This is a genomic window from Phyllobacterium sp. 22229 (genome assembly GCF_052056495.1).
GTDB lineage: Bacteria > Pseudomonadota > Alphaproteobacteria > Rhizobiales > Rhizobiaceae > Phyllobacterium > Phyllobacterium myrsinacearum.
Genome location: NZ_JBQEPA010000009.1, coordinates 78,744 through 100,731 on the forward strand (window position 1 = coordinate 78,744; position 21,988 = coordinate 100,731).

The window sequence follows — 21,988 nt, forward strand, 5'->3', positions numbered from 1 at the left end:
AAAGATAAAATGAACGGAACGTCCTTTTCCCTCAGTGGTGTCGGTTTTGACATCGACGGAAGAACTCTGCTTCATCCGCTGACACTGGACGTTCCGAAAGGGGAGGTCGTCGGCATTCTGGGCCATAACGGTTCCGGCAAGTCGACGCTCCTGAAAATCCTAGCCCGGTTCCAGGCGCCGACGCGGGGGCGGGCTGACTATCGCGGTCAGCCGCTCACATCGTTCCGCCCCAAAGACTATGCCAGGAAGGTTGCCTATCTGCCGCAGCAGACGCCGGACACCGATGGCATGACCGTGCGGGAAGTGGTTTCGCTCGGCCGCTATCCATGGCACGGGGCGCTTGGCCGCTTCTCACTTACCGACCGGACCAAAGTGTCCGAAGCCCTTGACTTGACGGGGTTGACGCCGTTTGCCGATCGTATCGTGGACACGCTGTCCGGCGGCGAACGGCAACGCGCCTTTCTCGCCATGCTCATTGCGCAGGATACGGAGTGCCTGCTGCTGGATGAGCCGATCTCGGCGCTCGATATCAACCACCAGATCGAAGTGATGAGCCTCATCCGCATGCTGGCGCATGAGCATGATCGCTCGGTCCTGATCGTCCTGCATGACATCAACATGGCCGCGCGTTTCTGCGACCGGCTGATCGCCCTGTCGGGCGGCAGGCTGGTGGCTCACGATGCAACTGATGCACTGATCACGGCCGACAAACTCAATGCCATTTACGGGGTCCGCATGGGTATTTTCCGCCATCCGGAAACGCAATCGCCCATAAGCTACGTTCTCTAAGGATCGGATATTGATGATGGCCGCGCTGCGCCGCCGTGATTTTCTGTTCGGCTCAAGCCTTCTGCTCGCATCGCCATTCTTCATGCGCGCCGCCAGGGCCGCGTCGCCGCGCATCATTTCGCTGGACTACGGCCTGGCGCAGACGCTGATCGAATTCGGCACGCCGCCCGTCGGCCTGATCGACACGCCGGGCTGGTATGACTGGGTGATGGAGCCGCCCCTGCCGCCGGGCATCGCCAATGTCGGTTCCAACTACGAGATCAATATGGAAATGCTGCAGCTGCTGCAGCCCGACTTGATCATTTCGACACCCTATCTCGAGTGGATCAGGCCGCAGCTTGAGACAATCGCGCCGGTCAAATCCTTTCCCATCCACGCGGTGGGGTCGTCACCCTATCCGCATATCATCGCGGCAACGCTGGAGCTGGGGCAGATCGTCGGGCAGCCGCAGCAAGCGCAGGCCCTGATTGACCGCACCGAGCGGGACCTGCTGACGGCAAAGGCGGCAACCCGCCGTCTTGCCGAGCAGAAGCTGGCCATCATGACGTTCATGGATGCCCGCAACATTCGGGTTTATGGTCCTGGCGGTATCTTTCAGGACGTTCTCGACCGGCTTGAGCTGCAAAATGCCTGGACACGGCGGACCAATGAATGGGGTTTCAGCGATGCCGGGCTTGCCGATCTCATCGGCATCGGCGACAGCCGTATTTTCTACATGGACCCGGTTCCAGCGGATGTTCTCGCCGGATTGGCGGGAAGCCCTTTGTGGCAGGCCATGCCGTTTGTTCAAAAGGGCCATGCGCAGCGCATGGCCAGTGTTCTGATGTTCGGTGCCTTGCCATCGGTCTCCCGCTTCGCCCGTCTCCTGGCAGAGGTCAAGGTCTAGATGCTGCGCACATCCTCATCTCAACGGCTCGTCTGGACATGCCTTCTATGGTCGCTTGCGCTTGGAGCCGCGGCATTCAATCTGTGGCCGATGATCAACAGGCTTGGCGTTCAAGCAGTCTTCCTGCCTCCATTGGCGAGCGATGGCGATGCTGTCCTCCTGCATTACAGCCTGCTGCCGCGTCTGGCCATGTCCGTTGTGTGCGGCTTTGCCCTCGGGCTTTCCGGCGCGCTTTTCCAGCACGTATTGCGCAATCCGCTGGCATCGCCCTCGACGCTGGGTATCGAGGCCGGGGCGCAGCTGGCGCTTGGCGTGGCGATCCTGTGGTTTCCGGCCCTGCTTGGCTGGAGCCGGGACCTCACCACGGCCATTGGCGGGTTCGCCGCCATGGCCGCCGTCTTCGCCGTGGCCTGGCGTTTCCAGTTCCAGCCGGTCACCGTTATCCTCACGGGTCTCGTCATGGGGCTATATTGCACCGCGATCACGACCATCATGGTGCTGATGAATGATCATTATCTCGCCGGCCTGTTCGTGTGGGGCGGCGGCTCGCTCAATCAGAACGACTGGCGCGACGTCAGCGCGCTCATGCCCAAAATCGCTCTCTTCACATTTCTGGCGTTTCTTCTCGCCCGGCAACTGAATGTGCTGACCCTCGGTGATGCAGCGCAGGGGCTCGGCATGAAGCTTCACACCACGCGTGCCCTGACCCTGATGGTTGCCGTTGCATTGACGACATTCACGGTGAGCGTCGTCGGCATCATCGGTTTTCTCGGCCTTGCCTCGCCGGCCATTGCCAGGGCAATCGGCGCGCGGCGTATCCGCGACCGGTTGATTGTCGCGCCCCTTATCGGTGCCGGGCTGCTTGTTCTGATCGACCAGCTTCTGCAGATGCAGGCGGCGGTGACCGGCATTCTGCTTCCGACCGGTGCGGTGACGGCGCTGATCGGCGTGCCGGCCTTGCTGATCGTGATGTTGCGGCGCAAGGCTGCCGGGCAGCCGACAGCTGCTGCATCGCCGGTGCGCAGGAGCCGGAATCCGGTGATGCTCCTGACCACGCTGGCCGGCCTGCTGCTGCTTGCCTGTGTTGCCGCCATCTTTGTCGGCCGCGGCATCGACACCGCCTGGGCCATTCATACGGGCGCCGTGTTGGATACGCTGTTGCCATGGCGATTGCCGAGATTGGTTGCGGCCGTTTCGGCCGGCATGATGCTGGCGCTCGCCGGCAGCCTGCTGCAGCGGTTGACCAGCAATTCCATGGCCAGCCCCGAGGTGCTCGGTGTGAGCGCGGGCACGGCCTTCGGGCTGCTGTGCGTCCTGTTCGTGGTGGCGCAACCCGATTACATCGACAGGCTGCTTGGCGGCTTTCTCGGCGCGTCTGCGGTCCTTATTGCCCTCTTTGCCATGAGCTGGCGCAAGGCGCAGTCGGGCAACCAGTTCCTCATTGTCGGCGTCTCGCTGAGTGCCTTCCTGACAGCGGTTGTTTCAGTCATTCTGGCCTCGGGCGATCCGCGCGCCATGTCGCTGATCAGCTGGATGACGGGGTCGACTTATAGCGTTACGGCCTCCGCAGCGGTCATATCGCTGGTCTGCGCCGTCGTGGCAATGGCGGTGGTGCCGGTTTTCCTGCGGCCCTTGCAGCATTTCGCTCTGGGTGAAATGTCCGCCCATTCCCATGGTGTCAATGTCAGGACATTCCGTATCCTTATCCTCGGCTTTGCCGCCCTGTTGACAGCTATCGCGACGCTCGTCGTCGGGCCGTTGAGTTTTGTCGGTCTGATGGCCCCGCACCTTGCCCAGCGCATCGGACTGACACGTGGATTTGCGCATCTTCTCGGTACGGCTTTGTTCGGCGCGCTCTTGATGGCGATCGCGGATTTCATCGGCCGCACGGCGTATTTCCCGTGGCAATTGCCGACGGGATTGATCGCGACGCTTCTGGGCGGTCCGGTGTTTGCGCTGCTGCTCCTGCGCCCGCGCAAGGCCGCAAGGTCCTGACCTAGGCCGCCTTGAGTGACTGCTCGCAGTAGCGGTGCGCATCCTTGATCATGAAGTTCACCAGGGTTCGCGACACGCCCAGTTCTTCGGCAATGTCCTTCTGCGGGACACCTTCGATGCGGTGCCGGATGAACGCGTCATGGGTGCGCTTGGGCAGCTCCTTCAGCGATGTCATGACCCGGTTGAGGGCCTCTGTCATCACGATACAATCAAGCGCGTTGACGCAAGGGGCGGGCACGGAATCCACGCCATCCATCGGCATGAGGTTCTTCTTCTCGTGCTGGCGCTTTCGTGCCTCGTCGAGGGCAAGATTATAGACCATGCGGCAGGCATAGCCGACCGGGCAATGAATGCAACTGGTCTGCATTGTGCAAGCTTTGACGATGGCGTCGTGAAATATATCCTCTGCCTGTGCATGGGAGTGCACTACACTTTCGGCAATAACTATCAGTTTATTTTTATATTTAACCAGTGCATCAACAAGAACATTTTCATCATAAAGACTTTTTTCTTTTGGCATGATCTTTATTCTTTTTGCATAGGATTGTATTGCCGTTCATGGCAACATGAGACACCGCCAGAAATATTTCAAATTTTGAAATATCCAGCTTTGCAACTATCGCGAGTGCAGCTATACAAGAACATGAGAAAAAGAGTCAAGTTAAAGAAAATGCGATTTGACGAGGCGTCTTCAAAGCGGACGCAAGCGGGGAATTCGAGCCTGGTTCCACCCGAAGCGATCAAAAAGAATCTACCGGATATGCCGCTTGGCGCGGTCGACCCAGCCGCATCGGCCTGCTAAGCCAAGCGGGTAGTGAATTGACAATGGATACCCGATCATCATGAGCCGTCTTGACAGCTTCATCCGCCGCGTGACGGCTCAGCGCGATGTTCTCAACCATATCAGCGACACGGTCAGGGAACTGCCGGGGCCGGTGCTGGAGCTGGGTCTGGGCAATGGCCGGACCTACGATCATTTGCGCGAGCGGTTTCCGGATCGGCGGATCATTGCGTTTGACCGGGCATCCCATGCCTACAAGGCTTCCACGCCTGATCCGGAAAACATGATTATCGGAGAAATCAGGGAAACCGCACAAAGCTTTACCGGCATCGATGCGGCGCTGGTGCATGCGGACATTGGCACGGGCTATCCGGACCAGGATGCCATTACCCAGACATGGCTGCCGCAGCTGGCCGCTGGACTGCTTGCCCGCCACGGCATCGTCGCCAGCGGCCTGGCGCTCGATCATCCCGCGCTTGAACTGCTTCCCCTGCCTGCAAGCGTCAAGCCGGGACGATATTTCCTTTATCGCCGCCGCTGAGCCCGTGCCGGCCAAAGCATATGGGCGGCTTTAACCGAAACGGGCGCTGCTTTCCTGCGGAACAATATAGACGCGAAGCGGAAGCGCCCGCCCGCGAATGGCAACGTCCCTGACCTCAAGTCCGGCGGTATCGGAAGCGGCAAGGCTGATGACTGGTTCTGAAACCACAAGGGTCACGTCGAATTCCTTCGCAACGGCTTCGAGCCGGCTGGCGACGTTGACGGTGTCGCCAATCGCGGTCAGGCTCTTTACCGCGCCATACCCCATCGCACCGACGATGGCAGGGCCGGTATGAATGCCGATGGCGACGCGCAGCGGCATACTCAGTTCGCCCGCCAATTCGTTGTTCAACTTTTCGATTTCCTTGACGATGACTGCGGCGGCCTTCAACGCATTCTTGCAGCCGTCGGCTGCGGAACCCGTCAGCCCAAACAGGGCCATCGCCCCGTCGCCGATGAATTTATCGAGCCGTCCGCCCGAACGCTCGACGGCCTGGCCGACGATGGCGAAATAGCGGTTGAGCAGGAAAACGATATCATAGGGCAGCCGGGCTTCCGTCAGCATGGTGAAGCTGCGGATATCGCAAAACAGAATGGCGATTTCGCGTTCGCGTCCGGGGCTCGCCTGCTGGCTGCCCGCCGGAACGATGCTCTCAAGACTGGGCACGAGCAGTGGCGCCACGCTGACATTGGCGGTCGGATGCAGCTGGCAGGCAAGACGCACGCCATAATCGGCCCCGATACGGGTGAGGGTGGCCTGTTCGATCGGTTCCGGCGGAGGCAGCATCTCGGCACCTTCCAGAACCTGAACACGGCAGGTTGAACAGCGGCCTTTGCCCCCGCAAACAGCGTAATGCGGTATGCCGCCAAGGCGGCTGGCTTCGAGAACGCTGAACCCGAGGGGGACGCGCACGCTTTCACCATCGGCATAGCGGATTTCAATCTGAGTTGCCCGTTCGCGCCAGCGGCGGTGGATACGCAAGGCGACAACCAGCGCCAGCCCGCCGCCAAAGGCGCCATACAATCCGGTTTTGATCAGAAATTCGTCCTGCTTGACCTCGGCGCGCTCGGCCGGAGAGGCGTAGCGCGTGGCATTGAAGTTCTTGTGCCCCTGATAGCCCGATGAAGGGAACGCGCCATAGCCCGAGGCGGGCGACATGTTGGCGATGGTCCGGCCGGTATTGGCAAAACCCAGCAGGGCGAGAACCGGCAGCAGGATGGCCACGGTCAGCAGCACCGGCGCCGCCTTTTGATACCATTGCCGGTAGCGCAGCCAGAAGTGGACGCCGATGCAGCCGTGGGACCAGATGACGATCAGGGCGACGGTCTGCTTGATGCCGTTGAACGGCGAGGTGATCCAGAAGCCACGTATGACCGCTTCGTAGCTGTCGTAGTAGTTGGATATCTCGTGGCGGATGCGCGTACCAACCACGTGGTCGATGATGAGCAGCGGGATCACCAGCCCCAGTATGATCTGCAGCGCTTCACCCGCAGGCATGTAAAATGTTCGCCGCAGGTAGAGTGAGCGCATCACGAGCGTCACATGCGTGACCACAGCGCCATAGAAAAGAGTGGTACCGGCGGGATTGCGCCAGATGGCCAGAAACCATCGGCGCCCTTCCTCGGCGGCGGCAAGCGAGATGAGGTTGAGCGCATGATTGGTTAGATGCAAGGTCAGGAATGTGAGCATGATCAAGCCCGATGCCAGACGCGCCCTGCGCAGGGAGCGCTCGGAAAGCATGGGTGCTATCGTTGTTATCGTCATGAATACCGCATCGATTCCCGCGTCTTGTCAGCCATATCGTTCCCTCCGCCCAAGCCAAGCTTATGCGAGCCCATCTGATTTGGCGAGCGGGACGCGAGCGATCAAGCGCAATGATGGCATTTTGACAGGCAATCACGGCGATGCAGATCAAAAGATTGTTAGTGTCAGACGTCAGGAACCGGCTATAGATTTGCTGGAATCGGCAAGCGTTCGCCGAAACGGTTGAAACGATTGTGAAATACTGGATTGCTTGCGCATGCAGGTTGCCTTTTACGCCCCCTTGAAATCACCCAATCACCCGACGCCATCGGGCGATCGTGCGATGGCGCGGCTGCTCATGTCAGCGCTGCGCAAAGCAGGGCACGCCGTCGACGTCGTATCAGAGCTGCGTAGTTTCAGCGCATCGCCTGCAATCGAAGAACGGCAACCCATCGCCGCCGCCGCGCGCGCCGAGGTTGAACGCCTTACAGGCCTCTGGCAGGCCGGGAGAAAACCTGATCTCTGGTTCAGCTATCACCCCTACTACAAGGCGCCGGATCTGATCGGTCCCGTCATGGCAGCGGCGCTGGATATTCCCTACATCACCGCGGAAGCATCCTATTCGCCGCGCCGCAATGCGCTTGGCTGGGCAGGGACGCAGAGTCTGGTGGCCGAAGCGGTGCGCGGAGCCGCGGTCAACCTGTGCTTTACGCAGCGCGATATGGACGGGCTCGCAAGCAATATTCCGGGTGCACATCTTGCCCGGTTGAAACCATTTATCGAGACGGCGCCCTTTCGCGATAGCAGCGCCGGGGGAACCCCGCATCGGCTTGTCACGGTGGCGATGATGCGGCCGGGTGATAAGCTCCGCAGCTATGAAATGCTGGCCAAGGCCCTGTCGCGGATTGTCGAGCGACCCTGGACCCTCGCCATCGCTGGCGACGGTCCGGCCCGCAATGATGTGCAGGTCCTGTTTGCCGCATTCGGTGACCGCATTCAGTGGCTTGGAGAACGGAACGCCAGCGGGGTTGCCGCGTTACTGCTTGAAGGCGGTATTTACGTCTGGCCCGGTTGCGACGAAGCCTATGGCATCGCATATCTTGAGGCACAGGCAGCCGGTTTGCCGGTTGTCGCGCAGGCAACGGCGGGCGTTCCGGAAGTGGTCGAGGATGGTGTGACCGGTTTTCTGACGCGGGAGGATGACGTACCGGCCTATGCGGCCGCAATCGCCTGCCTCTTGGATGACAAGGATCTGCTGAAGTCGATGGGGGCGAATGCGCGGCGGTTTGTTCTGGAAGAACGATCGCTGGAGAATGCGGTGAGGCAACTGGATGCCGTGCTGAAACAATCCATGGGACGGAGCCAATGACGGAAGATGCAATCTGGCAGCCTCTGCAGGCCGAACTCGCGCGCTGGATCCATGCCAGCCGCAGTGCGAAATTCTGGTTGCGCGATGACGATGCGGTCGAGCCGACCGCCGCGCTGGACCGCCTCGTCGGGCTGGCCAACGATTTTGACGTGCCGGTAACGCTTGCCGTGATACCGGCCCATACCGGCGAGGCGCTGGCGCAACGCCTTGCGGCGGAGCACCGGATGTCCGTGGCGGTTCATGGCTGGTCGCATGAAAACCATGCGGCGAAGGACCGGAAAAAGCAGGAGCTTGGAGCTGACCGGCCTCGGGAGCTGGTTCTGCGGCAATTGCACGAGGGATGCACGCGTCTCGCTGGATTGCATCCCGGCCGGTTTACACCCGTTCTCGTGCCGCCATGGAACCGGATTGACACGGCGCTCCTGCCTTATCTCGGCGCTTGCGGGTTCAAGGCGCTCTCAGTGTTCGGCCCGGCCAAGCCGGTGGAAACTTCGGTGCCGCAGATCAACACCCATGTCGATCTGATGGACTGGCACGGCACGCGCGGCTGCCGCGAGCATGCGGAACTGGTCGGCGCCATCGTGGAACAGCTGCGCCAGCGGTTTGACGGAAGCGGTGAGCCGATCGGGATTCTGACCCACCATCTTGTTCACGATGAGCCAGCGTGGACCTTTCTGACCAAGCTTTTCCAGCTTGTCGCCCGAACGCCAGGCGGGCGCTGGCTCTCCATTGCCGATTTAATGAAAAGCCGGAAGCCGAAGGGTTAGAGATCGATGATCTGGCCGTCGCGCGCGGCGAATGTCCCGCCGAAGCGTTCTCTGGCCAATGCCTCGAATTCATCGATCTCGTCATCGGTGCGCGAGGGCGCATGATGGAAAAGCGCCAGTTTGCCGATCTTGCCGGCTGATGCCAGCTTGACACCATGCTGCCAGGTGGAATGGCCATAGCCGAAGCGCCGCGGCATCTCGTCTTCGGTGTAGGTGCAGTCATAGACGACGAGATCGGCGCCATCGATCAGGCGCAGCACGGCGGGATCAAGGATACCGGCTTCGTGTTCCGTATCATAAATGAGCGCGAGAACCTTGCCCGCCCATTCGATGCGATAGCCGATGCAGCCGCCCGGATGATTGAGGCTGTCTGTCCGGATGGTGACGCCCTCGCGCGGCGCGAGCACGTCGCCGGAGCGGAAATCCCGGAAGCCGAGGCTTGCCTTGCAAATATCCGGCTCGACGGGAAACCAGGGCGGCCGCATGAACTGGCTGACCATTTCACGGGTGGTCATGATGCCTGCGAGATGGCCGGACCAGAGCCGGACATTCATCATCGGATTGTACAGGGGGGCGAAATACGGCAGGCCGATAATGTGATCATAATGGCTGTGGGTGAAAATGATATCGATCTGGTCCACCCCTTCCACCGAAAGGGCATCACCCGCCTGACGCAGGCCGGAGCCTCCGTCAAAGATCATTCTATGTTCACCGCATCGCACTTCGATACATGACGTGTTTCCGCCATAGCGTTCAAATTCGGGACCGGATACTGGTACGCTGCCACGCGTTCCCCAGAATTTCACCCGAAATATCTCTTCACTCATACGTTTCTCACACCCAATTCCCCGTTTTTTTGGTCATCGTAACCAAACTGCAGACGTTATGCGAGGCTTGGATTTTGTTTTATTGGCTAAGTGCGCAATAAAAGTCTGCCATTCAGCATATGTAGGCGATAGCGATTTGTTTTTTAAGCTTTATGACAATCGCTGATACAAATGTATAAAATCACCGGAACATCTGATTCATGTCCTCACCCGCATTTCCGCCCGTCGCCATCATCGCAGATGCCCATTTTCATGATCTTTACGGCGATTATGATTTTGCCGGGGTAGAGGCTGGCGGCAGGCGCATGACAGCGCGGCGGCTGACGGATACGGTGCGCTCCACCCGGGTTTTCAACGAAAGCTATTTCGCCCTGCGCACAGCCCTGGACGAAATCGTGCAAAGGGGAATCAAGCAGGTCGTGCTGCTCGGGGATTATTCCGACGACGGTCAGGCGTCGACGCTGCGTGCGCTGCGGCAATTGCTGGACGGCTACAGCGAGGCGCATGGTCTTGTCTTTACGGCCACCCCAGGCAATCACGACATATTCGGTCCCGCGGGGCGGCATCATGCCAAGCGCCTGCTCAATCCCGACGGCACATACACCATTGTTGCCAGTGACAGCGCATTCATCGACGAAGATGCGGACGGCATGGTCGTGACGGATAAAATGTTCTGTGCAGGCTATCCCAAGGGATTGCAGGCTCTGCCGGATCTCGGCTTTTTCCGCCGTGCGAGCGATCTGCACTGGGAAACACCCTTCGGGCTGGACGATGCGCCAGAACGGCGGCTCTATACCGTGCGCTCAGCTGACGGTACAAACGACTATCTGCTGATGGATGCATCCTATCTTGTCGAACCTGTCGCTGGCCTGTGGCTGCTGATGATCGACGCCAATGTTTTCGAACCGCGCGACGGCGATTTCGAGCGCGGCAGTTCCGGCGCATTCATTGACAGCACCAATGCCGGCTGGAACGCCATGCTGCTGCACAAGCGGTTTGTCGTTGAATGGATCAAGGACGTCACGAGGCGGGCCGGGCTGGAAGGTAAGAATCTGCTTACATTCTCGCACTACCCGATGCTGGATATTCTTGATGGTACGCATGACGATGAAAGGCATGTCATCGGCAATACGGGCTCGGTCAAACGGATGCCGCTGCCAGATGTTGCCGCCGCGATGATGGATGCCGGGCTGAGGATACATTTCAGCGGCCACCTGCATGTCAATGACACGGCAAGGGTGGAGCGGGATAGGTCCTGGCTGGTCAATGTCGGTGTGCCGTCGCTGGTGGCTTTTCCGCCTGCATTCAAGGTCGTCGCCTTTGAGGAGCGGACCCTCAATGTTGAAACCGTCGGGATTGACGGACAGGTGATCGATCCGGGCCTGAACGCCCTGTACAGGACCGAAATCGGTCTGACCGGCAAGAAGGTCGGAAAGATGCTCGATGCTGCGGACTATGGGGCCTTCATCTGCGAACACGTCGACCAGCTGGTCATTCACCGGTACTTGCGGCGCGAGTGGCCCAAGGACCTGGCGCGGGTCCTGCCGCTGCTCACCCTTGGCGATCTGCTCACGCTCAGTCTGTTCGATCAGCCCGTGGATATCGACGCCACCATCATTCTGGTCCACGCCGAGCGCGGCCGTGCCGAGACCAAAGCCAGGATGAATGCCTTGCTGGCGGGCAGGGAGGTTGCCCTCGAGTCCTTCGACGGAATCACGGTGCAGGAGTTCCTGGGCGACTGGTACCGCCTGAGATTGGGCAGTGAAATGGCGCTCGATCGCATACCCGCGGCAAGACTGGCCATCTATCGTGTCCTGATCGATGTTTTTGCAGCTTCCGATGCGATGGAAATGGGCGGTGCCCAGGAGCAGTTTGCCCGCATTGTGCGTATGATGGGCCGTTACCTCTCAGGATTGCCGTCACGCCATTTCAAGATTGATCTTGTCACCGGCAGCATAGAGAACGTCTGATAATTTATAAGATGCCGGTCAGTGTTTGCTGCGCTCTTCCGAAAGCTCCGCTGTGGTATGGCTGAGCCGGCTGGCCAGAACCCGCATGATTTCGATGGTCATTTCGGGATAGTCGCTCAGCAGCTTGAGGAAATGCTCCTTGCTGATGCGCAGCGCTTCCAGCGGCGTCGAAGCCGTGACCGTTGCCGTGCGCAGGACATCGCAAAGGATGGCGATTTCGCCGACAATGGAATCATGTTCGACTTCGGCGACCTTGATCTGTCCGTTGGGCGTATCGACGCTGACCTCGGCGGTGCCCGACAGAATGACGTAGGCGGCATCTCCCATGTCGCCTTGCCGGAACAAAGCCTGATCGGCGCGATAGCTCACACGATCCGAGGTAAACGCCAGAAGCTTGAGCTTCGCCGGCGCCACACCCGAAAACAGCGGAATCCGCCGCAACATTTCGACTTCGTCTTTCAGAAGCATGAACGTCCAATACCCCCAAGTGCCACTCTACCCAGACATAGAGTATTACGATACCAGTTCTTTGAATATACCGTTTTTCTCTAAAAGAGTCGCGTGCGTTCCATCTTCGGCCAAAGTTCCGCGATCAAAGACAAGGACGCGATCGAACAGGTTTGCCAGTGAAGAATTAGCCAGCACCCAGATAATCGCGGGCGCGTGACCTTCCTCATGCAGATCCAGCATAATATTGCGCGTGATCTGATCCTGGACACGCTGGTCGAGCGCGGGCAGCGGGCGGTTGAAAATCACATAATCGGACCGCTTGAGCAGCGCCCTGGCAACATTCAGCTTCTGCCTTTGCACATTGGTGATGCGCTTGCCGCCTGATCCGACATCAAAATCAAGGCCGATCGACAAGACGCTGTCATAAACGCCGAGTTCGTCAAAGAGGTTGCGCAGGATGACGCGAATGCGATCGGGTCCATCGGCCTGCGCGTATCCGATCCTTCCGAACAGAACATTGTCCATCAGGTTAGCCGAAGTAATGAACTTTTTCGGATCGTAGCGTTCAATCACCGCCTTCAGATCATCCGGCAAATTCTTATGGAAGCGCAGCCGTGCCTCGACAATTTTTGCCATGAGTTCGTCGGTCAATAGACCGAAGCGGTGCCGTGGCTCGATATAGGCAAAACTCAGGCGGATGATGCTCGACCGCTCGTCGGGCGAGGCGGCGTCAAAGTCGCGTCCCTGCAGCTTCTGCAGCAGCAACTGATAGGCTGGAATGTCATCCGCCGTCATGAAGGTCAGCTGCTGGAAGAATGGATGGTCCGGCGGCAGGTCCTCGAACAGTTCGATGGCGTTGGCCGCAATTTCGAGACCCATCTTGTACAGATCGACATTGAGGCCGCTCTCGCGCAGGATCGAGCGGAAATAGGGATGGGCGGCAAGTTTCAGATTGGTCATCATTGGCCGCTTCACCGTGCCGAAAAGCAGGTTTTCGCCGATGGTTGCCTGTGGATTATAGACCTTCGGCTCGAATGGGACGACGAGCCCGTCAAGGTTTTCATCTTGGAGGGTTTTGCGCAAGGCTTGCCGCAGTTCGACAATGCGGCTCGTCAGGTCGGAATGGGTTGTGGTGTCTACCTGCGAGCGAAGCGCCAGATCGACGATGTCCTGCGAGATCATCACCGCTTCAAGCACCGGCCGTACGACCCTGAAAATGTCGTGCGGACCCGTGACGCCGGCAGACTGGTAGTCGACCCAGTCGCTGTTGAGGTCAAGGTCCGGGTTGCCGGCGAGCCGCGCCTCGTTGATGTTCCATTTGTATTTGGCGGCCTTGGTCCCGTCATATTCGACCTTGGTCAGGGGCGCATGCTTGAGGCCGTAGAGAAGGTTGTCGCGCAGCGTTCCGTGGAAGAAGTAGGCATCGGAGGCGGCATAGGCGATGCGCCGTCCGGTGATCGATTCCGGCAGGTCGAGAATATCAGTTCCATCAATGGTGATCCGGCCGGAGTCAGGCCAGATCAGGCGGCCGAAAGCTTCCGCAATCGCCTCGCCGCCGCCGCCGCTTGCGCCGACGATGGCCACCGTCTCGCCCAGCTTGATCTCAAGCGAGACATGCTCGACAAGGCGCGCACCGCTATCGTCGGAGAGGGTAAGGTTCACCGCATTCAGCGAGTGTTCCAGTTTCCCCACGGGTTCGCGCACAACCGCCTGGATATGCGGGTCGACCAGCATGTCGACGTTGAACTGTTCGACGACCTGCGCATACTTCACCTGCACGTCCTGGCGCGACTGGTCCCAGTCGATCAATTCCTTCAGCGGTCCGGGCAAATCCTTATAGGCATTGATGACTGCGACAAGCTGGCCGATATCCAGCCGGCCCTGCAGGGCGAGAACGCCGCCAATGGAATAGAACAGGAAGGGCGTGATCTGGGCGAGGAAATTGTTGATGAACTTGACCAGGAATTTCCACTGGTAAAGATCGTAGCGAATGGAAAAGATCAGCCCCAGACGTGCGGCAATATCCGCGCGTTCATAATTGGATGTATCATTGCCGTGAATGGTGCCGATACCGTCGACAATTTCGCCGACGCGGCCCGAAAGTTCGCGTGCCGTCAACTGACGTTGCCGCCCGAGTTCCAGCAATCGTTTGCGCATGCGCGGAATGACGACGCCCTGCACCGCGACAATCCCGGCCGCAATCATGCCGAGCCAGAAATTCTGCAGAATGATGAAGACAAGCGCCGTGATGGCCTGTCCGCCGAGGAGGGCTGGCTGCACGAACGCATCGCCGGTGAAACCGCCCATCGGTTCCACCTCATCCTTGATCATCGTTGCAATTTCGGCCGATTTCACCCGCTTGAACTGGCTCGGGGGAAACCGCAGGACGCGATCGATCAGTTCAAAGCGGATGCGGCGCAGCATGCGCTCGCCCAGCCGGCCCTTATAGGTATTGATGTAGAGCTTGAAGAGGCCGTTGATTACCACAAGCAGCAGAAACACAAGACTCAGCGCCATCAGCATTTCAAAGCGCGTCAGCTGGAGCCCCTTGAAGAACATCACCTTGCCGAAATAGGGCAGCGTATACTGGATGCGCATGAAGGTCTGCGTTGCGCCCTCCACCTCGAATCCCGTGCCCTGTATGGGGCCGTTGACGATCTGTTTCGGCAAATCGAACGACAGGAAATACGGGATCATCGAGGCCGCAACGACCATCAATATCCATATTTGCTGGAACCGCGTGTTCGACCAGATATAGCGCGTTAAACTTTTTTCCATGGGTAACCGTAAGCTGTCAAATAAGCTGAATTCTGAACAATTCGAATAGGTTGTATTCCGGTGAGATCCTCCTTTTGAAACCGTTCGGTGCAATGTCGTGGAGGGCAAAAATGGATGGTGATGTCTCAATTTTTCGGGATTGGCAGGAATCCCCCGAACCTTTCAACTGTTCAGTTTACAACACAGGGTAGCCGAACGCTATATGGTTACCGCCAATTGTATGGATATCGCGGGCGGGCCTGGGCGCGGTGTTTTCAGACGCCGCCCTGTGCTGCAACGGGCGCGGGAACCGCCGCGTCGTCCGGAACGGCGTCGTCAACGGGCAGGAGCAGACTGGAGACAAAACTCGCCCCGGCGATGAATATGAAGAGGAATGACAGGGGCGCCCACTGCACGCCGTATTTGTGCACCAGCCAGACACCGATGACCGGTGTCACCCCGCTGAAGATGGCACCGCTCAGGGATGAGCACAGTGAAATCCCCGTGTAACGCAGATGCACGGGAAAGGCGCGGGTCAAAAACGGTGCCATGACTGCATAATGGGCGGCCAGAAAGACTGTCGCACCCAGAATGGCGATATAGATATTGGTCAGATTGGCGGAAACAATCAGCATCATCATCGGAATGGCAAACAGCAGCGCGGCACCGGCCATTGCCACCAGAAGAAAACGTTCGCCATATCGTGTTGCGATATAGGAACCGGCGGGAAAGGCGAACAGTTCGACGACCCCGACCCATGAGATCAGTTCCAGCATGTCCGACCGGTTGACGCCGAGCGATGTGGTTGTGAAGGTCATCATCAGCGTGGTGATGAAATAGAAGCCGGCAACGCCAAGCAGGCACAGCCCCATGCCGAGAACCAGGGCCAGCTTTTTCGTGCGGAATATTTCCTTGGCCGGAATGACGCTTTGCACCGATTTTTCCTTGAGCCGCTCCAGAAGTTCCGGGCTCTCGTTGATGCCGGCGCGGATGATGAAGGCAAAGGTGATCAGGACCCCGCTCAGCAGGAACGGGACACGCCAGCCCCAGCTCAGGAAATCCTCCTGCGGCAGATCGGAAACTGTGCGGAAGGCGAGGGTTGCCAGGATCAGTCCGACGGGGCTGCCATATTGCGGGGCGGATGCCAGAAAGGTGCGCCAGCGCGGCGGCGCGTGCTCCGCCGCGATCAGAACGGCGCCGCCCCATTCGCCGCCGACTGCAATGCCTTGCACCAGACGCAGCAGCACGAGCAGGACCGCCGCCGTCAGGCCGATGGAATGAAAACCCGGCAGAAGGCCGATGAGAACCGTAGCAATCCCCATCAGCAGCAGCGTGATGATCAGCGATTTCTTGCGGCCGACCTTGTCGCCGAAATGGCCGAACAGCAGCGCACCGAAAGGCCGGGCGACGAAGCCGATTGCAAACGTGCCGAGCGAGGCAAGAACACCCATGACCGGGTCGGTCGAGGCGAAGAAGACATCACCGAACACAAGAGCAGCCGCCGTGCCGTAGATGTAGAAATCGTACCATTCGATCATGGTGCCGACGAAGGCTCCCAAGGCGGCTCGGACCGGTTGCCTCTCAATGGCTGCTTGCGTCATTTCTTCGTCCCTGCCTTTGCAGAAATGGTTGTGTCTACGCCTTGTTCCGCGATGCCTGGTAGGCAGCCATGAAACGGGGAGCCGCTTCGGCAACGGCACTCAGCGAATAGCCGCCCTCCTGGACGATGACCGCCGGCAGGTTGACCGCGCCCCACAGGGTGCCGATTTCCGCATAGGCATCCGTGGTCACTTTCAGCCGCGACAGGGGATCGTCGTGATGCGCATCCCAGCCGGCGGATATCACCAGCGCCGTCGATCCATGTGCGGCCACGGCCGCGGCAAGCTTGCGGTTGGCTTCGATAAATGCCTCGTCGCCGCTGCCTTCGGGCAGGGGCAGGTTGAGATTGGCGCCGTGACCGGCTCCGGCTCCCGTTTCATCGGCATAACCGCTGTAGTGCGGATAGTAATTGGATGGATCGGTGTGGGTGGAGCCGAAAAACACATCATCGCGCGTGTAGAAAATAGCCTGGGTGCCGTCACCGTGATGGGTGTCGAAATCGATGATTGCAACGCGGTCATGACGCTGACGCAGGTGCTGGGCGACAATGGCGGCATTGTTGAAATAGCAGAAACCCGCCGCGCGGTCGGCATAGGCGTGATGGCCCGGCGGGCGGCAAAGGGCGAATGACTGGCGCGCGCCATTCAGGACGGCATCGGCTGCGGCGATGGCCGTCTGGGCCGAGGCATAGGCGGCCGCATAGGTGTGCTCCATCATCGCGCAGGACAAGCCGTTGATGTACCAGCCTGCCTGACCCAGAATGCCCGTCGGGCGCGGACGGGCGCGCGCGCCGAAATCCTGCCCGGCTCCCTGATAGGAATTCACATTGGGCAGAACTTCAGGCCCGTGGTTTGGCAGTTCCATGAACCTGTCATAGGCGGTTTGCAGGAATGCGACGTAGTGATCGGCATGGACGGCAAGGATGGGATCGAGCCCTGAATCGGCCGGTTCTTCCTGTGCAAATCCGAGTTTGGCGAGGGCGTCAATCAGCGTGTGGGCGCGTGCCGGATTTTCAAGCGGATCGGTGATCCTGCCATTGATCATGTATTGCCTGGGTTGATGGGCCATCTGCCGGCTGTCAAAGAACAGTTTCATGCATTCCGTCTCATTGTCGTTGTGAGTCGTATCGAAAGCTTATTCGCTGCCACGGGCAATGCAATCCGGCAGGTCTTGTTTCAGTCGAAACGGCACCCGGCCTGTTTTTTATTTCGACATGCTTTGCTTTTTCAAATCATGCTTAACCGGAACTTAACGGGCTCATCCTAAGGTTGTGGAAAGGGGAGATTTCCCCAACTGATAGTCACCCTGGGGATTGATAATGCGTTATACGAAGACGTTCCTTTCTGTAGCCTCCTTCTTCTCGCTGCTGGGCGGTCATGTTCTTGCGGCAGATCTTGCGCCGGCAGCCTTTCCGGAGCGGGCGCCGTATATGCCGGTCGAGAATGCATCCGGCTGGTATTTGCGCGGCGACGTTGCCTACAATTTTTCATCGACCGTCAACGCGCATGTCGACTATCCCAGCGGCACTACGCCGAGCGAATATGAGTTGAAGCGGGGATTCTCGCCCTTCATCGGTGTGGGCTATCAGTTCAATGATTATCTGCGCGCGGACGCCACGGTTGGCTACAGCCAGCGCGACAGCAATTACTACGAGACCACAACCAAACTCTGGGAAGCCATGGCGAACGCCTATGTCGACCTCGGCAATTATTACGGGATTACGCCCTATGTGGGCGGCGGTATCGGTTTTGCAAATGTCAATTACGACTATCAGGGTCCCGTCGACGCGCGGCTCTCATCGGGCAGCACGAACCGCTTTGAATGGGCGCTCATGGCTGGTATCGCGGTGGATATAACCCCGCGCCTCAAGCTGGACCTGGGCTATCGCTATGCGGATATCGGCGGCAAGGACCTGTATCGGGACGGTGATGTAACCATCCGCGACGATGGCGTCAAAACCCATCAGATCAGGGCGGGTGTTCGCTTCAACACCTGGTGACGGGCCCGGTTTGCCACCGCTTTCCGGGGCCGCAGATAGGAAACCAATGTTCTCGCGCTTTCATCACGTTGCCATCATCTGCAGTGATTACGACCGCTCCAAACAATTTTATACCGGGAAACTCGGCTACGCGATCATTGCTGAAAACTGGCGCGCGGACAGCCAATCCTGGAAGTGCGACCTGAGATCGGGCGATACCCAGATCGAACTGTTTCATTTCCCGCATTCTCCTGCACGTCCGTCGCGCCCGGAGGCTTGCGGACTGCGGCACCTGGCATTCGCCGTCGCGTCCGTAGAGGAGACGCTGGCCTGGCTGCAGGCGAGGGGCGTTGCAACCGAACCGGTGCGGATTGATCCCTACACCAAGCGCGCCTTCACTTTCTTCGCCGATCCCGATGGGCTGCCGATCGAGATTTATGAGACGGGCTAGCCCGAGACGGCACGGCCCCGTACCTGTTATACGCCATGACCTTTGATCAGGCGGCGGCCAGCCTCCCAGAAGGTTCGCTTGGATTTTTCTCTCTTGCTGGTTTCCTCTGCCGGGAAGACGGCGGTGGCCGGCAAGCTGAACCCGAAGGGCTCGCATGGCTGTCCGCCCCGATCGATCCAGTAGGCATCCAGATTGGCGAGCATCATCCGCCGTCTCTTCCGCCGCCGCTGATTGATGGCATGCCTTGCATTCGATACGGCCATGAGATGGCTGGCCTCGCTCTTTGCTGCCATGCCCTGCAGGACAAGCAGGACGGCATCCTTTGGCCGCAGCCCGGCCAGGCACCGTGTGGCCGTTATCAGCGACTGTTTGGCCGTTTCGCCCTTGGGACCCTGCATTCCGCCAATGATCACGCTGCCGCTGAATTCGTCGGTCCCGGCAAAGATGAAACTGGCGGTCCACAGGGCAAATCCGTCCCGTTCGCGCGCAAGCTGGATGGCAAACACACCCTCATGCCGCCCGCCGCAATGATCGGCAAGACGCAGGGCAATTCTGTAGCGCTCGTGTCGCCCGTGGATCACGCCCATGTCGACAGTCCCGCCCTTCCAGAGCTGCCGCAGGTCGCTGAGGGAAAACATCTGCCGGGCAATGCGGAAATGATCCATCAGCAAATGCAGGCGGATCCGGCTCGATGCCTGATGGACAAGAAATGTTCCGACCGATTTTCTCAAGAGATCATCATGCGGCCTGCCGAGGGACAGATGGTTGGCGTAGATGCTCAGGAACGACAGCCAGCGGATCGCCAGGAGCGGATGGCAGGCAAAGCGCAGGCAGAATACCACCGAGCGTTTGAGCGTGATGCGCGTGCAGAGACTGAACGTCTGGCGGGCGATGGAATGGGAATGCTGGTGGCGGGTGAAATGCGCATGAAAAGGCTTTGTGCGGTTCGTTGTATCCGGCATGAGAAGCGAGGTGCCAGCGGAGGTCTCGGGCAATGGGGATTCCGGCATGAAACGATCAGGCCCCGATTTCGTTCAGTCGTTTCCGGTCGCTGCAGCACAGGTTCATTCGAATTTTCTCCAGAGGTTCAGCTCATCGTGCGGGACCGGCTGTCTTGAGCAAATCAACCGCTGTCATGGCCTAGCCAAGACAGATTACGCGGGCGTTACCGGGTGATTCCCGGTTGCAACAACCACCGGTCTCCCGCATGAACTGTGTGAAATTGGGCTATGTTCCGAGCCATCTAGCTTGTATGGGTGGAAACTGGGCCAAACGTGCCCGGACAGAGCGGGAATTCATCAAAAAAACCAAAGGGCGGACGTGCATCACGAAGTTTCCTTAATTGCCACAGTGGCGGTGAGTTTTGTTTTTGCAGCTGTATGCGGCTATCTCGCGGATCGTCTGCGTCTGCCGCCGCTGGTCGGTTATCTCGTCGCCGGTATTCTGATGGGCCCCTTTACCCCTGGGTTCATCGCCGATGGTGCACTTGCATCACAGCTTGCCGAGATGGGCGTCATCCTTCTGATGTTCGGTGTCGGCCTGCATTTCTCCGCTTCGGAGCTGCTGGCTGTCCGCGGTATCGCCGTTCCCGGCGCGGTTGCGCAGATTGTTCTTGCGACCGTCCTGGGCGTTGGCTTGGCGTCGCTGTGGGGATGGGGGATCGGCGCCGGGCTGGTTTTGGGCCTGAGCCTTTCCGTTGCCAGCACGGTCGTTCTGCTGAAGGCACTGGAAGAGCGCAACCTCGTCAACTCAGCCAATGGGCGCGTGGCTGTCGGCTGGCTCATCGTTGAAGACCTGGCGATGGTGCTGGCGCTGGTGCTCCTGCCGGCCCTGGCGGAGATTTTGGGCGCGCAAGGCACCAGTGCGGCCGGGCAGGCGGCTGCAGGCGGAATGCCGCTGGCGCTGACCATCGCGATAACCCTGCTCAAGGTCGGAGCCTTCGCCGTCATGGCGATCTTTCTGGGCCCGAAGGTCGTGCCATGGCTGCTGACTCTGGTGGCGCGGACAGGATCGCAGGAGTTGTTCACCCTTTCGGTCCTTGCCATTGCGCTTGGGATCGCTTTCGGGGCGACAGAGATTTTTGGCGTATCCTTCGCGCTGGGTGCGTTCTTTGCCGGCGTGGTGATGAGCGAGTCGAACCTCAGTCACAGGGCGGCGGCGGACTCGCTGCCGCTGCAGAATGCATTCTCGGTGCTGTTTTTCATTTCCGTGGGCATGTTGTTCGACCCGTCCATCCTGCTGCGCGAACCCATGGCGGTGCTGGGGGCGCTCGCATTGATTATTTTCGGCAAGTCGCTCATCGCATTCTGCATCGTGCTTCTGCTGCGTTTCCCCGTGGGAATGGGCCTGACGGTCGCGGCCAGCCTGGCGCAGATCGGCGAATTCTCGTTCATTCTCGCCGGCCTCGGTGTGGCGCTCGGCCTGCTGCCGCGCGAGGGGCAGGACATTATCCTTGCCGGAGCGATCCTCTCGATCACCATCAATCCGCTGGTGTTTCTGGCCGCCGAGGGGTTGGAGAACGGCATCCATCGCCGCTGGCCGGTATTTTTCACCAGCTATGGCAAGAAGCGGGAGGACGTGCTGGCGCGTGAACTCGGCGACATCCGGGCAATCAACGAGGAACGCAACCGGCAGCATCAGCTCAGGATGCAGCAGCTGATCGACACTTTTCCCCTGTTTGCGCAAGTGGATGAACACGCCCAGGAGGAACTCCTGCTGTTGTTCAAACCCAAATCCGCTTCGCCGGGTGAGCGGATCATCCGGATCGGCGATCGCGGCGATGGAATGTATTTCATTGCGTCAGGCGCTGTGGAGGTCCAGCTCGACAGCGAGCCGGTGCGCCTCGAGCCCGGAGCATTTTTTGGCGAGATGGCGTTGCTCAGCGGCGGACGGCGGACGGCGGATGTCGTCGCCATCGATTTCTGCGAGTTTCTTGTGCTTGACCGGCGTGATTTCAACGTCTTCATGTCGCGGCATCCGACCCTGCGGACGGCGGTCAGCACCATGGCGCGGGAAAGGGCGGAGATGAACACCTTGCGGCGGAATCCGGACCAGACCTCCGGCGCCGCCTGAGCAGACCTTGCGT

General features: G+C 59.4%; 18 protein-coding genes. 10 read left to right on the forward strand and 8 right to left on the reverse strand.

What is annotated here, in order from left to right:
- Positions 1–9: 9 nt before the first annotated feature.
- The 3 genes from ACTJJ7_RS12790 to fhuB are packed head-to-tail and all read left to right on the forward strand — an operon-like array spanning position 10 to position 3,670.
- On the forward strand, positions 10–789 hold the full coding sequence (locus tag ACTJJ7_RS12790; RefSeq protein WP_199538039.1) for an ATP-binding cassette domain-containing protein: 780 nt from the start codon (positions 10–12) through the stop codon (positions 787–789).
- A 13-nt stretch (positions 790–802) separates the two neighbouring features.
- On the forward strand, positions 803–1,675 hold the full coding sequence (locus ACTJJ7_RS12795) for an ABC transporter substrate-binding protein (RefSeq protein WP_440967306.1): 873 nt from the start codon (positions 803–805) through the stop codon (positions 1,673–1,675).
- A complete protein-coding gene (gene fhuB, locus ACTJJ7_RS12800; protein ID WP_130271772.1) occupies positions 1,676–3,670 on the forward strand; it encodes a Fe(3+)-hydroxamate ABC transporter permease FhuB in 1,995 nt (664 codons plus the stop codon).
- Between the two features lies 1 nt (position 3,671).
- Here the strand turns inward: fhuB and ACTJJ7_RS12805 are convergent, their stop codons facing one another.
- Positions 3,672–4,190 (reverse strand): sigma-70 family RNA polymerase sigma factor, encoded by a 519-nt coding sequence (locus ACTJJ7_RS12805; protein ID WP_440967307.1) that lies wholly within the window; start codon positions 4,188–4,190, stop codon positions 3,672–3,674.
- A gap of 322 nt (positions 4,191–4,512) precedes the next feature.
- Here ACTJJ7_RS12805 and ACTJJ7_RS12810 point away from each other — a divergent pair, with 322 nt between their 5' ends.
- Positions 4,513–4,992, forward strand: a complete 480-nt coding sequence (locus tag ACTJJ7_RS12810; protein ID WP_105733439.1) for a class I SAM-dependent methyltransferase — start codon at positions 4,513–4,515, stop codon at positions 4,990–4,992.
- Between the two features lie 30 nt (positions 4,993–5,022).
- Here ACTJJ7_RS12810 and ACTJJ7_RS12815 read toward each other — a convergent pair whose 3' ends face one another.
- Positions 5,023–6,756 carry an adenylate/guanylate cyclase domain-containing protein gene (locus ACTJJ7_RS12815; RefSeq protein WP_440967308.1) on the reverse strand — a complete coding sequence of 578 codons (1,734 nt, stop codon included), beginning with the start codon at positions 6,754–6,756 and terminating at the stop codon, positions 5,023–5,025.
- Between the two features lie 256 nt (positions 6,757–7,012).
- Between ACTJJ7_RS12815 and ACTJJ7_RS12820 the strand changes: the two genes are divergently transcribed.
- The gene (locus tag ACTJJ7_RS12820) at positions 7,013–8,104 is read left to right on the forward strand and encodes a glycosyltransferase family 4 protein (protein WP_440967309.1); all 1,092 of its coding nucleotides are present in this window, start codon (positions 7,013–7,015) and stop codon (positions 8,102–8,104) included.
- Positions 8,101–8,871: a polysaccharide deacetylase family protein gene (locus ACTJJ7_RS12825; RefSeq protein ID WP_440967310.1), complete on the forward strand. Its 771-nt coding sequence runs from the start codon at positions 8,101–8,103 to the stop codon at positions 8,869–8,871. Before ACTJJ7_RS12820 ends, ACTJJ7_RS12825 begins: the two co-directional genes overlap by 4 nt.
- On the opposite strand, the gene ACTJJ7_RS12830 is transcribed toward ACTJJ7_RS12825, so the two are convergent.
- Positions 8,868–9,698 (reverse strand): MBL fold metallo-hydrolase, encoded by an 831-nt coding sequence (locus ACTJJ7_RS12830; RefSeq protein WP_440967311.1) that lies wholly within the window; start codon positions 9,696–9,698, stop codon positions 8,868–8,870. The genes ACTJJ7_RS12825 and ACTJJ7_RS12830 overlap by 4 nt on opposite strands.
- Before the next feature lie 200 nt (positions 9,699–9,898).
- Between ACTJJ7_RS12830 and ACTJJ7_RS12835 the strand changes: the two genes are divergently transcribed.
- Entirely contained in the window at positions 9,899–11,668 is a 1,770-nt protein-coding gene (locus ACTJJ7_RS12835; protein WP_440967313.1) for a metallophosphoesterase family protein, read from the forward strand.
- A gap of 18 nt (positions 11,669–11,686) precedes the next feature.
- Here ACTJJ7_RS12835 and ACTJJ7_RS12840 read toward each other — a convergent pair whose 3' ends face one another.
- The 4 genes from ACTJJ7_RS12840 to ACTJJ7_RS12855 all read right to left on the reverse strand — a co-directional run bounded on the left by ACTJJ7_RS12840 (position 11,687) and on the right by ACTJJ7_RS12855 (position 17,569).
- Positions 11,687–12,136: a cyclic nucleotide-binding domain-containing protein gene (locus ACTJJ7_RS12840; protein WP_105733445.1), complete on the reverse strand. Its 450-nt coding sequence runs from the start codon at positions 12,134–12,136 to the stop codon at positions 11,687–11,689.
- A gap of 45 nt (positions 12,137–12,181) precedes the next feature.
- Complete coding sequence (locus tag ACTJJ7_RS12845; RefSeq protein ID WP_105733446.1) at positions 12,182–14,896, reverse strand: ABC transporter ATP-binding protein; 2,715 nt, start codon at positions 14,894–14,896, stop codon at positions 12,182–12,184.
- A 254-nt stretch (positions 14,897–15,150) separates the two neighbouring features.
- Positions 15,151–16,476 (reverse strand): MFS transporter, encoded by a 1,326-nt coding sequence (locus ACTJJ7_RS12850; protein ID WP_440967316.1) that lies wholly within the window; start codon positions 16,474–16,476, stop codon positions 15,151–15,153.
- Positions 16,477–16,510: 34 nt separating this feature from the next.
- A complete protein-coding gene (locus tag ACTJJ7_RS12855) occupies positions 16,511–17,569 on the reverse strand; it encodes a histone deacetylase family protein (protein WP_440967317.1) in 1,059 nt (352 codons plus the stop codon).
- Positions 17,570–17,792: 223 nt separating this feature from the next.
- Between ACTJJ7_RS12855 and ACTJJ7_RS12860 the strand changes: the two genes are divergently transcribed.
- Both ACTJJ7_RS12860 and gloA2 read left to right on the forward strand, forming a co-directional pair.
- Positions 17,793–18,473 (forward strand): outer membrane protein, encoded by a 681-nt coding sequence (locus tag ACTJJ7_RS12860; RefSeq protein WP_105733449.1) that lies wholly within the window; start codon positions 17,793–17,795, stop codon positions 18,471–18,473.
- A 46-nt stretch (positions 18,474–18,519) separates the two neighbouring features.
- Positions 18,520–18,903: an SMU1112c/YaeR family gloxylase I-like metalloprotein gene (gene gloA2 / locus ACTJJ7_RS12865; protein WP_130271756.1), complete on the forward strand. Its 384-nt coding sequence runs from the start codon at positions 18,520–18,522 to the stop codon at positions 18,901–18,903.
- Between the two features lie 26 nt (positions 18,904–18,929).
- Here the strand turns inward: gloA2 and ACTJJ7_RS12870 are convergent, their stop codons facing one another.
- Complete coding sequence (locus ACTJJ7_RS12870) at positions 18,930–19,898, reverse strand: DUF535 family protein (protein WP_440967318.1); 969 nt, start codon at positions 19,896–19,898, stop codon at positions 18,930–18,932.
- A 325-nt stretch (positions 19,899–20,223) separates the two neighbouring features.
- Here ACTJJ7_RS12870 and ACTJJ7_RS12875 point away from each other — a divergent pair, with 325 nt between their 5' ends.
- Positions 20,224–21,975, forward strand: a complete 1,752-nt coding sequence (locus ACTJJ7_RS12875) for a cation:proton antiporter domain-containing protein (protein ID WP_440967319.1) — start codon at positions 20,224–20,226, stop codon at positions 21,973–21,975.
- Positions 21,976–21,988 lie beyond the last annotated feature (13 nt).